We start from the raw sequence: 13,663 nt of genomic DNA, 5'->3' as shown, positions 1-13,663 counted from the left end.
TGCCGAGGCACGTCTGGCGCGCCCGCCAGCTGCGTCGGTGGCTGAGGTGCCGCGCCCGTGGGCGGCGTGGATCGCCGATCTCGATGACCGCATGACGGGGGCGTGCCGATGAAGGCGCTCGATCCCGCACTTCAGGCCCATCTCGACGAGGGCACGACAACGCTCGCCTGGTGCTGGCGGATCACGCGCGCGGATGCCCAGGTGTTCGGCTTCACCGACCACGACCGGACGCTCAACTTCGACGGCACGAGCTTTGAGCCCGACAGCGGTTTCGCGGCCTCGGAGATTCGCGCGGGCTCCGATCTGGCGGTCGATGCGCAGGACGCGGAGGGCGTGCTGCGCTCGGATGCGATCACCGAGACGGACATCCTCGACGGGCGCTGGGACAACGCCACGGTCGAGGTCTGGCGCGTCAACTGGCAGGACGTCTCGCAGCGGGTGCTGATGCGGCTGGGCTCGATCGGCCAGATCCGGCGCGGGCGCGTCGCCTTCACCGCCGAGGTCCGCAGCCTTGCGCATGTTCTGAACCAGACGGTCGGGCGGACCTACCAGCTCTCCTGCGACGCGGAGCTCGGGGACGCGCGCTGCGGGGTGAACCTCGAGGATCCCGCCTTCAAGGGAGCGGGCAGCGTGGTGGAGGTGCTGCGTGACCGGGCCTTCTCCGCCTCCGGCCTCTCGGGCTTCGCGGCGGGGTGGTTCTCTTTCGGCACGGTGAGCTGGACGTCCGGCGCCAATGCCGGCCGGCGCGCGGAGGTCTCGATGCATTCGGTGACGAGCTCGGGCGTGACCATCTCGCTTCTCGAGAAGCCCGTGCGCGGCATCGCGCCGGGAGATGCGTTCGAGATCCGGGCTGGCTGCGACAAGGCGCTCGGCACATGCGCGGCGAAGTTTGCAAATGCGCTCAACTTCCGGGGCTTTCCGCACATTCCGGGTGACGACGCGGTGCTGCGCTATGCCCGCAAGGGCGGCGCGAATTCGGGAGAGGTGCTGTGAGCGTGGGCTTCATCCGGCGCCCGGCCGCGCGCGGTAAGGTGATCGCGGCCGCGCGCGGCTGGCTCGGCACGCCATACCACGACCAGGCCAGCCTGCGCGGCGCGGGCTGCGACTGTCTCGGGCTTGCGCGCGGCGTCTGGCGCGAGGTGGTGGGGCCGGAGCCCTTCCCGATCCCGCCCTATTCCCGCGACTGGGGCGAGACCGGGCCGCGCGAGGTGCTCGCCGAGGGCGCGCGGTCCTGCATGATCGAGGTTGTTCCGGCGGAGGCGCCTGCCGGCACGCTCCTGATGTTCCGCATGCGCGAGCGGGCCATCGCCAAGCATCTCGGCATCCTCACCGACGTCGGAACCCTCATCCACGCGCGTGAGCGGCTCGGCGTGATCGAGGAACCCTTTACCCGCTTCTGGCGGCGGCGCCAGGCCTTCGCCTTCCTCTATCCGCAAGCCCGGAGGCGCTGATGGCGACGCTCATTCTCGGTGCGGTCGGCTCGGCCATCGGCGGCGCCATCGGAGGCTCGATCCTCGGGGTGTCTGCCGCCACCATCGGCGGGTTTCTCGGGTCGACCTTGGGCTCGGTCGTCGACAGCTGGATCATCGGCTCGCTGCAGCCCGACCAGCGGTATGAGGGCGCGCGGCTCGAGTCCCTTCGCGTCACGTCCTCGACGGAGGGCGCGGTGCTGCCGCGCGCCTTCGGGCGCATGCGGATCGGCGGCAACGTCATTTGGGCGACCGATTTCACCGAGCACGTGACCACCACAACGCAGGGCGGGGGCAAGGGCGGCGGGCCGACGGTCACCACCACGGAGTATTCCTATTCGGCCTCCTTCGCGATCGCGCTCTGCGAGGGTCCGATCACCGGCATCGGCCGGATATGGGCGGATGCGGAGCTTCTCGACCTGACCGGCGTGACCTGGCGCTGGTATCCCGGTGATGAGGCGCAGCTGCCCGATCCCTTCATCGAGGCGAAGATGGGCGCCGGGCAGACGCCTGCCTATCGCGGCACGGCCTATGCGGTGTTCGAGGAGCTCGATCTCACGCCCTTCGGGAATCGCATCCCGCAGCTGACCTTCGAGGTGTTCCGGCCCTTGGCCGATCCGGACACGGCGGAGGGCCTCTGCCGGGCGGTCACCATGATCCCGGCCTCGGGCGATTTCGCCTATGCGACGGAGCCCATCCGCAAGGTGCTTGGCGAGGGCGAGGAGGAGGCGGAGAACCAGAACGCCTCGAGCGTCAACGCCGACATCGTGGAATCGCTCGACCGGCTCGAGGCGCTGGCGCCGGCGGTCGAGAGCGTGTCGCTGGTGGTCGCCTGGTTCGGCACGGATCTGCGTGCCGGGGATTGCGAGATCCGGCCGGGGGTGGAGCTTGCCGCGAAGACCACGACGCCGCAGGAGTGGTCGGTCAACGGCGTTTCCCGCGAGCAGGCGCATCTGGTGTCCACGGACGGCGAGGGCCGGCCTGTCTATGGCGGCACGCCGGCGGACTTCGCAGTGGTGCAGGCGATCCGCGAGCTCAAGGCGCGTGGGCTTAGAGTGACCTTCTATCCCTTCATCCTCATGGACGTGCCGCCCGGCAACGCGCTGCCCGATCCCTGGTCGGATAATGCCAGCGCGGTGGGCCAGCCGGCCTATCCCTGGCGCGGGCGGATCACCTGCTCGCCGGCGGCGGGTTACGCGGGCACGGTCGACAAGACAGCGACTGCTGCGGCGCAGGTCTCTGCCTTCTTCGGTGAGGCGACGCCGGCGGACTTCGCGGTCTCGGGCGAGTCGGTCAGCTATACCGGCCCGTCAGGCGACTGGGGCCTGCGGCGGATGATCCTGCACTACGCGCATCTCTGCGCGGCGGCGGGCGGGGTCGATGCTTTCCTGATCGGCTCGGAGCTTCGGGGGCTGATGACCATCCGCGACAGTGCCACCAGCTATCCGGCGGTGGCGGAGCTGCAGATGCTTGCTGCGGATGTGCGCTCCATCCTCGGGCCATCCACGAAGATCAGCTATGCGGCCGACTGGTCGGAATACTTCGGCCACCAGCCGAAGGACGGCAGCGGTGACGTGTTCTTCCATCTCGATCCCTTGTGGGCGGATGCCAACATCGATTTCGTCGGCATCGACAACTACATGCCGATCTCCGACTGGCGCGACGGCTTCGAGCACGCGGACGCGGTCGCGGGCGCGCCGGCGGTGTATGACCGTGCCTACCTGCAATCGAACATCGCCGGGGGCGAGGGCTTCGACTGGTTCTATGCCAGCGCGGCGGACCGCGAGGCCCAGCTGCGCAGCCCGATCTCGGATGGCGATTACGGCGAGGACTGGATCTGGCGCTTCAAGGATCTGGCGAGCTGGTGGCGGGAGCCGCATCACGACCGGCCGGCCGGCATGCGGCTTGGCATCGTGAGCCAGGGCGCGGCGCCGCTCGGCTGGAATCCCGTCGGTTCGGGTGTCACGCTCACGTCCGGCGCCGGCAGCCATCGCGGCTTCACCGCGCCGGCGCTGATCGGGAGCGGCGGGGCGACGTGGCACGGGGCGACGCCTGGCTTCTTCACATTCACGCCGGGCGACCGGGTCGCGATCTCGGCCTATGTCTCGGCGGGAAGCTCGGGCAAGGCCATGCTCGATTTCGCGGCCTCGGGCGCGGGCGACACGGGGGTGGTGATCAATTTCAGCTCCGGCGCCATCGAGAGCTGGTTCGAGGGCCCCAACCCGATGGTCTCGAAGGCGCTTGTCGATCTCGGCGCCGGCGTCTGGCGCATCGACATGGTGGTGGACGTCACCATTGCCGCCACCAACTACCAGCTGCGCCTCGGGCCGCGTTCGGCCACGGCCGGCGAGGATGTGCTCGCCTTCGGGATGGAGGCGGTGATCGAGGGGCGCTCGAGCACGGATTGGGTGGTGGAGTCGAAGCCCATCCGCTTCACGGAGCTCGGCTGCCCGGCGGTGGATCGCGGCACCAATCAGCCGAACGTGTTCGTCGATCCGAAATCCTCGGAGAGCGCGCTGCCATACTTCTCCCGCGGCTGGCGGGACGACGCCATCCAGCGGGCCTGTCTCGAGGCGAGCTGGCTCTATTGGGGTGATCCGTCGAACAATCCCGCCTCGGGCGTCTACCGCGCGCCCATGGTGGAGGTGGCGGAGTGCGCCGCCTGGACATGGGACGCGCGGCCGTATCCCTTCTTCCCGGCGCTGACGGATGTCTGGACGGACGGGGACAACTGGCGGCTCGGGCATTGGCTCACGGGCCGGCTCGGGGCGGTCTCGCTCGCGGCTCTTGTGCGGCATCTCTGCCTTCGCGCGGGGCTGGCGGAGGAGCGCATCGACGTCTCGGGGCTGTGGGGCGCGGTGGAGGGCTATGTCATCACGGCGCTCGAGTCGCCGCGGACGTCGATCTCCATGCTGGCGCGGCATTTCGGCTTCGATGCCGTCGAGAGCGAGGGCGTGATCCGCTTCCGCATGCGGACGCAGGCGCCGGTGGCCACGCTGTCAGAGGACGATCTCGTTGCCGCGCGCGAGGGCGAGGCCTTCGAGATCGTGCGGGCGCAGGAGACGGAGCTGCCGCAGGCGCTCAAGTGGCGCGTCGCGCGGGCCGACGGCGACTATGACGCCGCGCTCGTGGAGGCGCGGCGCATCACAGTGGATTCCGCCCGCATCGGCTCGGAAAGCTTCCCGCTGGCGGTCGCGCCCGAGGAGGCGGAGCGGCGCTGCCGTCGGGCGCTGATGGAGGCATGGACGGGGCGCGACGGGGTCAGCTTCCGCCTGCCACCTTCGCGGCTCGCGCTCGAGCCTGCCGATCTCCTTGCCTTCACGGCCGGGGGGCATGCGCGGGATCTGCGCATCGTCTCGACGGCGGATGCGGAGGCGCGCGGGATCGAGGCGGTGGCGGTGGACCGCGAGGCCTATGACCTGCCTCCGGGGCCGGCACGGCAAAGCGCGGTCGCCACGCCGGCGGTGTTCGGCGCGCCCGCGATGCGCATCCTCGATCTGCCGCAGCTGCGCGAGGACATCCCGGCGCATCGGCCTTGGATGGTGGCGGATGCCTCGCCCTGGCCGGGCGAGATGGCGGTGTTCCGCAGCCACACGCTCGACGGCTGGACGCTGAACCGGACGGTGACGCGGCGGGCGCGGCTCGGCCGGCTTGCCTTCGATCTCCATGCAGGGCCCACATCGCGCTTCGATCTCGGCAACGAGCTCATCCTCGATCTGGCCTATGGGAGCCTTGCCAGCGTGAGCGATCTCGAGCTCTTCGCGGGCGCCAATGCCTTCGCGGTCGAGAGCGCGGCGGGGCTGTGGGAGATCCTGCAGGCCGGCACGGCCGAGCTGCAGGCGCCGGGGCGGTATCGGCTCACGCGGCTCCTGCGCGGCCAGCGCGGCACGGAATGGGCCATGGGCGATCCGGCGCCGACCGGGGCGCGGGTGGTGGTGCTCGATCAGGCGCTGTTCCCGCTCGAGGTCTCGGAAGCGGAGATCGGCACGGCCTTCAACTGGCGGATCGGCCCGTCGGTGCGACCGGTCGATGATGCCTCCTACACGGCGCTGTCGTTCACGCCGGCGGGCGTGGGGCTCCGGCCCTTCGCGCCGGCGCATGTCGAGCAGCCCTGGCGGCGCGGTCGCGTGCCGGGCGACTACACCATCCGCTGGGTGCGGCGCTCACGGGCGCTCTCGGCCGACAGCTGGGAAAGCCTCGAGGTGCCGTTCCTGGAGGAGGCGGAGGCCTGGGAGGTCGAGATCCTTGATGGTGCCACGGTCAGGCGGGTGCTCAGCTCGACCACCACCAGCGTGCTCTACTCCGAGGCCGATCAGGTCGCGGATTGGGGCGCGCCGCTCGGGCCCGGCGACAGCCTTTCGATCCGCATCTTCCAGCTCTCGCAGGCGGTCGGGCGCGGGACGCCGGCCGCAGTCACTCTCAGGTTCTGAGGTATCGTCATGGCCACCAGCACGCATCTCCTTCTGCCCTTCCTCGAGGCTGCCCAGGCGCAAAAGCACGTCACCCATAACGAGGCGCTGCGGCTGCTCGATGGGCTTGTGCAGCTCTCGGTCAAGGACCGGGATCTCGCCGCACCGCCTTCCTCGCCGGCCGAGGGCGATCGTTACCTGGTAGCCTCCGGCGGCAGCGCGGAATGGTCGGGCTGGGATCTGAACGTCGCGCTCTGGACTGACGGCGCGTGGATGCGCCTGCCGCCCCGCGCGGGATGGCGCCTGTGGGTCGAGGACGAGGGCGCGCTCCTGGTCTACGATGGCGCGATCTGGCAGCCGCTTGGGGCGGCGCTGGGCCTGCTGTCGGTCGGGGAGTCCGTCGAGGTGGCGCGCGGCGCGCTGGGCGGGTCTACGGGCGTCGCGGTGACGGAGGAGGAGCTGTCGGGGCTGTCGGGCGCCTCGGTCACGTCGGGGATCGTGATTCCGAACCGCGCGATCTGTCTCGGGGTGTCGACGCGGACGAGCACGGAGATCACGGGCGCCACCAGCTACGACTGCGGGATCGCCGGGGAGCCCGCGAAGTTCGGCGGCTCATTGGGCGTAGCGGCCGGGAGCTCGAATGCGGGGGTGATCGGTCCGACGGCGTTCTATGCCGACACGCCGGTGGTGCTGACGGCCAATGGCGGCAGCTTCACGGGCGGCGCGGTGCGGCTCGCGATCCACTATTTGACGGTCGGCGTGCCGACCTGATCCGGCGCGAGCGGCGGCATCACGGGCGATTCGCCGGGCGTGAGCCGGTTTTCAACTTTCGCTCTACGTTCCCGCTATGTCCGGCCCCGGTTTTCAATCGCGATTGTTGAAGTCATTGATTTTTGGTCCGGAATCATAATCCGCGTGTCGGGGGTTCGAGTCCCTCCTCCGCTACCAAGCATCAGCACGGCGCCCAGCTCTGCAAGTTCGAGGAAGGTTTCCCTCGAGACATGGGCGACCATGATGCGCGTTCGTTACTTTGCCGCACGCACCATTGACGCTGACCGTGGCGCCTGCAGCCTGGCCCGGCGGGCAGGCGCAACATGGCAGATGCCGCCCGCCGGAGCAGCGGGCGGCTCTTGACGCGGTATTCGGCTGAAGCGGCGGAACCGGCTTGAGCCAGGCGGGGGAAGGCTTGTGGCCGTCCGCGGCGCCCGCTGACGGGGCCGGTCGGGCGACGCTCAGCGCGCCAAGGCGTAGCTGGCCGGCGCCACCTGCCGCTGTGGCTGATGTTCCCGGCCTCGCGCCATCTCACGCCACAGGATCCGGGCCTCCCTGCCACGAAGCGCGACCCGCGCGAGGCTTTCGAAACCACCGGGCGTGCGCCCGTCCCGCAGTGCAGGAAGCCGCTCATACAGCGCTTGGCGCATGGGCTCGGGCAGCTCGGCCACCACGTCCGGGGCGGGATAGAGCGACTCGGTCGGCGCGCCGTTTGCGAAGATGATTTCGTGCTGGTCGAAAAGCAGGTGATAGTAGCTCACCACGCCGCCACTGACACGATCGACCCGTTCACCATCCACCAGATGGCGAGCGGCAACCAGCACCTCGTGCTCGCCGAAAAGCAGTTCGGCCAGAGGCGAGCGGATCAGCATACGGTGCTGCGGCGAGACGAACAGGTCCTCGCTGTTGCCGAACACGCCGGCGCGGATACGGATCGGCGCGGTACGCTCGCAAGTGCGCAGCCTGGTGGACCCCACCCAGCGCAGCGGCTTGAAGCCGTTGTCAAGCGTGAGCACCTCATCACCCGGCTGGAGCCGCTCAACCGTCACCTCGCCATGGCGCGTGATGATTCGCGTCCCGGCGGCGAAACACACCAACGTGACCAGGTTGTCGCCATCGACCAATGCCGCCGCAGTGTTGGAGGGCGCAGCGTTGATCGAATTCACCTGTATGGCGTTGATCCGCTCGAAGTCGCCATCCGGGTCGTCGGGAATGATCAGCGTGAGGCTGGGGCCCGTTCCCGACACCACAGGGTTCATCCGCAACGCGGTGAAGTTCATCCCCTTGGGGGTGGTACCGGGGCCCGGGGTATCCAGGATAGCCGTGCCCTTGCCGTCGGCGACATTGTAGACCACGTAGTCCACTCCGTCGATCGTCGCGATGTCGCCCTCGCTCAGCTTGCCATGCGTCGCAAGCTGGAAGGTGATTGGCTCCACCACCGATTCGAGTTCTCCGTCGGCCACCCTGAGCGGGCTCTGTGCCTGCAAGCCGCTGATTGGAATCGACGTGCGGATCGCGTCGTAGGTGACGAGTTCGGGCTCGTAGGGCACGTTCTCGAGGTGGATGACCCCGTCGACCGCCCCGTCAACAGCGTCGAGGTTGTAAAGGTCCGTCGAGCCGATCACGTAGCTCTTGCCGGTGGAAGTGCCGATCGCAAAGTCGGTCCGGCCGTCACCGTCCATGTCGCCGAGATCGGCAAAACTCGAGCCCGCACCGTCGCCGGTAATGACCGAACCGTCGCCGAACACGTCAATCGAGGTTCCGACGAATTTGTAGGAGCCACCGACGCCAGCGACATTGCCGAGGTAGATCAGCTGATCGATACTGTCGAGGCTATCGAGATCCTCGAGCGCGCCGCCCGAGATCAGATAGGCCTTGCCGGGCTCGGTGTTGCCGCGCGGCGCGCCGATCAGAAGGTCGGCCACCCCATCGCCGGTAACGTCGCCGAGCATCTTGACCGCCATGCCGGCCTGATCGTGCGCTTCCTCGCCGAGGAACTTGTAGCTGTATCGGGTGTTCAGCGACGGATACGGATCGCCCGGCTGATTGCGGTCGACGACATCTTGCAGCTTGATGTAATGGTCGTCGTTGCCGTCAATGATGGACAGCTCGCTCGACGCGACTAGATAGGCGGCGCCCACATTCTCCAGATCGGCGTCCGCGGGCACATGCAGGGTCCGGCCGGGCTTCCAGTCGTAGAAACGCGCGCCCATCAGCATGTCGGCCCGGCCATCGCCGTCGAGATCGGCACCGGCGTCAAGGCTGTTGGGCCCGCTGGCCAGCTCGTCGTAGCCTTTCTCGCCAGAGATCGTGTACCAGTTCTGGTTGGTCCCCCCGACCCAGTCGTCGTTGAGATTGACGATCTTCTGGCCATCGGGCGCCGTGGTCGAGTGATCCTCTATCGCGCCGGGTGCAGCAAGCCAGACCGCGCCGGAAAACGGACCCTGCATGCTGCTCTCGCCGGCACCCACGAGGATATCCTCCCGGCTGTCGCCGAGCACATCCCCGGTGGCTACCGAAGAGCCCATGCCGGCCCAGACGATCGGCTCGCCAAACGGGTTGTTCCCCCCACCCCATCCACCGACGATCTTGTAGGTCTGGCCGTACTTGGCGACGTCCTCGAGGTCGATCTGGCGATCATGGCTGCCGCTTCCGTCGGCATCGGCAGCTGCCAGGGAAGACGAATCGATCACATAAAGCGCGCCCGCGCTGGCGCCGGGGTAACCGCGCTGGCGCCGGGACAATAATTGCCGACATAGAGGTCCGAGCTTGTGGGGCGCTGCCAGCGGGGATCGCCGATCAGTATCTCGTCCTTGCCGTCACCCCACAGGTCGTCAACCGTGCCCACCGACGCGCCGGCCTGCCCACCGATGACCGCGCTGAGATGGAGATCGGGATTTGTCGCCTCGCCCCGGAACTCGTAGCTGTAACATCCGGCGAGGCGGGTGTTGCCGAGGTCGATCTGATGATCCGTGGCGCCGTCCTGGGCATCGAGCGCCGCCATATCCTCGGGGGCGATCATGTAGACCTTGCCCACGTTCACGCCGCCCCAGCCGGGCACGTTCCGGGTGGCGTCGGGGTGGGCGATGAGGATCTCGGGTCGGCTGTCGCCGATCACGTCGCCGGACGCGAGCGTGGTCCCGGCACCGTTGGACGCAAGGTTGTTGAACTGTCCGGCAAGAAAGCGGTAGCTCGAACTGCCGGCGAAGCTGTGCAGGTTCTCGGCCTGAATGATGCCATCAACCGTCCCATCGGCGGCATCGGCCGCGGCGAGGTCGGCCCCCCGAAACCAACCACGCGGTCCCTTCCCAGTCCCCCCACGACGTCCAGTTGGGCGCACCAATGGCGAAATCTACGATACCGTCACCATCGATATCGCCTACCGCCGTCAGAGCGGCGCCAAAATCGTTGGATCCGACGATGCGGTAATTCGTGTAAACCGTCATGGTACGCCCCCTTTCCCCATTCGCACCCGCCAGCAGCTCATCTTTTGTCCACCGCGCTGTTCAGCAATCTGCCCTGGAGGCGCTCAGCCGGATGCGCAAACCCACACAGGCCACGGATTCAGCCGGCGCGCCCAGATGCTCTGCCGCCTTTCGCCCTGGCAGCGCCCGCTTCTGCTTCCTGCAGTTGCGAACTCTGCTCGTCCGGCAGCCGCAGCCGGAACTCGCGGCCGTCCTCGGCGCGCCGGGCAAGCAGTTCAACCCCCGCGGCGCGAAGCTGCCCCAGATGCAGGTAGGTGAGGACCGCATCGCGCACAAAGAGTCCGAGCGCCTAAGGGTCCGACACCTCGACAGAACTACGCATCAGATCGCTGAGCGCCTCGTCGAAAGTGAAGGTCAAACCAGCCGCGGGACGGGATCCGAAGGATTGCGAGCCCTGCTCGGGGCGCCCAGCATCAACCTTCTCGGTCATATCTTTCGCTCCTCTCTGATCCCGCCCGCCTGACGGCGCTGCCACGAAGTCCTTGCCTCGGACGGGCAACCCTGCCCACGCGAACCAGCGCGATGCTGCAATCGCACCGGTCACACAATCAAGATTCGTTATTTTAGAGAAAAACGATCCAGCCCAAAGAAGGTAAACGAATCGTTTCGCAGCCAAGGATAGCGCGGCAACCGGATCGTTCCCTCTTCCGAAACCCCGCCTGCCCTGCTTCGCGGGCACGGAGCGGGCCGTGTGCCTCGTCAGACGGGTTGTCAGCGTCGCGCCTGCACGTGCTGGAAGCGCTGTCGCGCAACCGCCTCGTTGGCTTCCGCTTTCCGGTGATCGCGCAGTGAGGCCTCGATGTAGTCGAGGTGGGCCTCCACCGCCGCGCGCGCGCCTTCGGGGTCGCGGGCCTGCAGGGCGTTATTGATTGCCCGATGCTGGTCGAGGAGGCTGATGCGCCGGGTGCGCTGCTCGAACATGATCCGGCGGTTGTAGAACACGCCCTGCCGCAGCAGGTCGTACATCGAGCGCATCATGTGCAACATGACGATGTTGTGTGAAGCCTCGATGATGGAGAGGTGGAACTCCGCATCAAGCCGCGCCTCCTCCTCCGGGTTGCGGCGCTGATGCGCGGCCTCCATCCTGGCGAATATCGCCGCCACCACCTTCAGATCGGTCTCGCTGGCGAGCCGCGCCGCCCGCTCCGCGGCAAGTCCCTCCATGTCGCGGCGGAAAGAGATGTAGTCGAACACCGCCTCGTCATGGGCGCCCATCAGGCGGATCAGGGCCGGCGAAAAGGCCGAGCCGAGAACATCGGCCACATACACACCCGAGCCAGGCCGGGTGACCAGAAGCCCGCGCTCCTGGAGCTCGGCCAGCGCCTCGCGCAGGCTTGGGCGCGAAACCGACAGCTTCTGCGCCAGCTCCCGCTCCGAAGGCAATCTCTCCCCCGGTCGCAGGATGCCCCGCAGGATCAGAAGCTCGATCTGCCGGATCACCGCCTGCGCCAGCTTCTCGGGCTCGATCTTCTGGAACGGCATGGCCTCATCACTCCCCCTCCCCGTCGATTATCGCCCGGAAAGGGGGCAAGGCAAGCGCTCGAGGCCGCCCTGCCGCCCCGCCCTGCGGCTAGCGTGCGGGCCGGATGTAGATCTCCACCCGACGGCGCAGCGGGTTGTTCTCCGGAATGGCGGACACCCCCGGCGGCAGGACGTTTTCTCCCATGCCGACGGCGATGACACGGCTCGGCTCGACACCGGCGCCAACGAGGATGGCGCGCACATTGTCGGCGCGCTCCTTGCTCAGGCGCAGGTTGTAGGCCGCGGAGCCGACGCCATCGGTGTGCCCCTGAACCTCCACGATGGTGCCGGGGTAGCGCTTGAGGCTGGCGGCGAGCTCGCGCAGGTCGGGCACCAGCTCGGGTGCCACCTCGGCGCTGTCGAACTCGAAGAGGATGTCGTTCGGCATCACGACGACAAGCTCGTCGCCCTGCCGCACGATGCGCACCCGCCCATCAAGCCGTTGCCGCAGTTCGGCAGCCTGTTTGTCGAGCGCGTCGCCGATCGCGGCGCCGGTGAGCGCCCCCGCGACGCCACCGATGATGATACCCTCGGTGTTGTTGCCGTCCTTCGAGTCGATCTGGCTGCCGATCAACGCGCCCGTCAGCCCGCCGAGGAGCGCACCGGTCTTCGTGCGCGCGCGCGGATCGGTTTCGGGATCGGCGCAGGCGGCCAGAAGCGCCGCAGCCGCAACAAGCGATACAACCGTTCGCAGGATCATCGGTTACCCCTTCCCGTGACATGTCCGGCAATTGCCGGGAAACTCAGTATCTGTCTGCAACCGCAACGCCGGTGCCGGCACCAAGTATTCCACCCAGCAGCGCCCCCAGCGTACGGTTTCCGCCCCCGGCGACATGGGCTCCCGCCACCGCGCCGCCGACGGCGCCGACCGTCGCGGCAGTTGTCGTCTGTTCCTGTTCGCTCATGCGATCCCAGATCGAGCAGCCGGAAACGGCGAGCGCTGCGACGATTGCGGTGACGGTCTTCAAGCGTGCTCGTGCCATGGCATGCCTCATGCGGTTATTTTAGTTGCCCCTTACATAACACCTGATCCCTGCAAGGGAAACGCACCTGCATCGCCGTGCCTGCAGAAGCCCCGGCATGGGCCATACTTCGCCGATCGGATCACGCCTTCGCCGCACCCTCGGCACGTGCCGACTCGAAGGCGAGCATCGCGCGCTTCACCGGCAACCCCCAGTGGTAACCGCCCAGACCGCCTGTCTTGCGGAGCGCGCGGTGACAGGGAATGAGCCAACTGACCGGATTGCGGCCCACCGCGGTGCCCACGGCGCGCACCGCACGCGGCTGGCCGATGGCGCCGGCGATTGCGGAATAGGTCGTCACGTGCCCCGAGGGAATGGCCAGAAGGGCCTCCCACACCTTGATCTGGAAGGGCGCGCCGATGAGATGCAATCGCGCCTCGCCCGAAAGGCCGAAGGCCGCCTCCACCCACGGTGCGATGGCCGCGGCGTCCTCGACGAAGCGCGCCTCCGGCCAGCGGCTTGTCATGTCCTCCATCGCCGCCGCGCGCCCGGTCTCGGCGGCGAAGGCCAGCCCGCAAAGGCCGCGCTCGGTGCCCATGGCGAGCGCCTCGCCAAAGGGACTGTCGAACCAGCCCCAGCGGATGGTCAGCCCCGCCCCGCGCCGGGCGTAGTCGCCGGGGCTCATCGCCTCCCAGCGCAGGAACAGGTCGTGCAGCCGCCCGCTGCCCGAAAGTCCCACCGCCTGCGCCGTCTCAAGCGTGGTGAAACGCTCGCGCAGCAGCGCACGGGCGTGATCGAGCGCGAGATACTGCTGGTAGCGCTTGGGCGAGACGCCCACCCAGCGGCTGAAGACGCGCTGAAAGTGCGCGGGGCTCATCTTCATCTCGGCCGCGAGCCGCTCGAGCGACACCGGCTCGGGCCAGGCGGCGTCGATGATCTCGATGGCGCGGCGGATTACCGCGTAGTGATAGGCGCGCTCGGGGTTCCCGTCGGTCACGTTCACGCTCCGCGAAATGGCTTGCATGCCGCACGGTATAGCGCGCATG

General features: G+C 68.2%; 12 protein-coding genes. 5 read left to right on the top strand and 7 right to left on the bottom strand.

All coding sequences use genetic code 11. From position 1 onward, the window contains the following. Positions 1–108 precede the first annotated feature (108 nt). Genes BLQ14_RS09395 through BLQ14_RS09380 form a run of 4 tightly spaced genes read left to right on the top strand, consistent with a single transcriptional unit; the run spans position 109 to position 6,649 of the window. On the top strand, positions 109–993 hold the full coding sequence (locus BLQ14_RS09395; RefSeq protein ID WP_092500307.1) for a DUF2163 domain-containing protein: 885 nt from the start codon (positions 109–111) through the stop codon (positions 991–993). Beyond that, on the top strand, positions 990–1,451 hold the full coding sequence (locus BLQ14_RS09390; protein ID WP_245657053.1) for an NlpC/P60 family protein: 462 nt from the start codon (positions 990–992) through the stop codon (positions 1,449–1,451). Before BLQ14_RS09395 ends, BLQ14_RS09390 begins: the two co-directional genes overlap by 4 nt. Continuing rightward, positions 1,451–5,899, top strand: coding sequence for a baseplate multidomain protein megatron (locus tag BLQ14_RS15530; protein ID WP_245657050.1), 4,449 nt, complete (start codon positions 1,451–1,453; stop codon positions 5,897–5,899). Before BLQ14_RS09390 ends, BLQ14_RS15530 begins: the two co-directional genes overlap by 1 nt. Positions 5,900–5,908: 9 nt before the next feature. Beyond that, on the top strand, positions 5,909–6,649 hold the full coding sequence (locus BLQ14_RS09380) for a DUF2793 domain-containing protein (RefSeq protein WP_092500306.1): 741 nt from the start codon (positions 5,909–5,911) through the stop codon (positions 6,647–6,649). A gap of 461 nt (positions 6,650–7,110) precedes the next feature. Here BLQ14_RS09380 and BLQ14_RS09375 read toward each other — a convergent pair whose 3' ends face one another. The 3 genes from BLQ14_RS09375 to BLQ14_RS15680 are packed head-to-tail and all read right to left on the bottom strand — an operon-like array spanning position 7,111 to position 10,095. Next, complete coding sequence (locus BLQ14_RS09375) at positions 7,111–9,342, bottom strand: Hint domain-containing protein (RefSeq protein ID WP_143004477.1); 2,232 nt, start codon at positions 9,340–9,342, stop codon at positions 7,111–7,113. After that, entirely contained in the window at positions 9,339–9,989 is a 651-nt protein-coding gene (locus tag BLQ14_RS09370; protein ID WP_170068468.1) for a hypothetical protein, read from the bottom strand. The genes BLQ14_RS09375 and BLQ14_RS09370 overlap by 4 nt, the downstream gene beginning before the upstream one ends. After that, complete coding sequence (locus BLQ14_RS15680) at positions 9,889–10,095, bottom strand: integrin alpha (RefSeq protein WP_143004475.1); 207 nt, start codon at positions 10,093–10,095, stop codon at positions 9,889–9,891. The genes BLQ14_RS09370 and BLQ14_RS15680 overlap by 101 nt, the downstream gene beginning before the upstream one ends. Before the next feature lie 91 nt (positions 10,096–10,186). Between BLQ14_RS15680 and BLQ14_RS09365 the strand changes: the two genes are divergently transcribed. Next, positions 10,187–10,597 (top strand): hypothetical protein, encoded by a 411-nt coding sequence (locus BLQ14_RS09365; protein WP_092500303.1) that lies wholly within the window; start codon positions 10,187–10,189, stop codon positions 10,595–10,597. Positions 10,598–10,845: 248 nt separating this feature from the next. Here BLQ14_RS09365 and BLQ14_RS09360 read toward each other — a convergent pair whose 3' ends face one another. The 4 genes from BLQ14_RS09360 to BLQ14_RS09345 form a co-directional block, all read right to left on the bottom strand. Next, positions 10,846–11,616, bottom strand: a complete 771-nt coding sequence (locus BLQ14_RS09360; RefSeq protein ID WP_092500302.1) for a FadR/GntR family transcriptional regulator — start codon at positions 11,614–11,616, stop codon at positions 10,846–10,848. A gap of 88 nt (positions 11,617–11,704) precedes the next feature. Beyond that, positions 11,705–12,355 carry a YiaD family glycine zipper/OmpA-like lipoprotein gene (locus BLQ14_RS09355; RefSeq protein ID WP_092500301.1) on the bottom strand — a complete coding sequence of 217 codons (651 nt, stop codon included), beginning with the start codon at positions 12,353–12,355 and terminating at the stop codon, positions 11,705–11,707. Between the two features lie 43 nt (positions 12,356–12,398). Then, complete coding sequence (locus tag BLQ14_RS09350) at positions 12,399–12,638, bottom strand: hypothetical protein (RefSeq protein WP_092500300.1); 240 nt, start codon at positions 12,636–12,638, stop codon at positions 12,399–12,401. A gap of 121 nt (positions 12,639–12,759) precedes the next feature. After that, positions 12,760–13,641, bottom strand: a complete 882-nt coding sequence (locus BLQ14_RS09345) for a methylated-DNA--[protein]-cysteine S-methyltransferase (RefSeq protein ID WP_092500299.1) — start codon at positions 13,639–13,641, stop codon at positions 12,760–12,762. Positions 13,642–13,663 lie beyond the last annotated feature (22 nt).

Source organism: Meinhardsimonia xiamenensis, assembly GCF_900102905.1.
GTDB lineage: Bacteria > Pseudomonadota > Alphaproteobacteria > Rhodobacterales > Rhodobacteraceae > Meinhardsimonia > Meinhardsimonia xiamenensis.
Note: the sequence above shows the minus strand (reverse complement) of the source record. Positions and strands in the feature narration are given on the sequence as shown.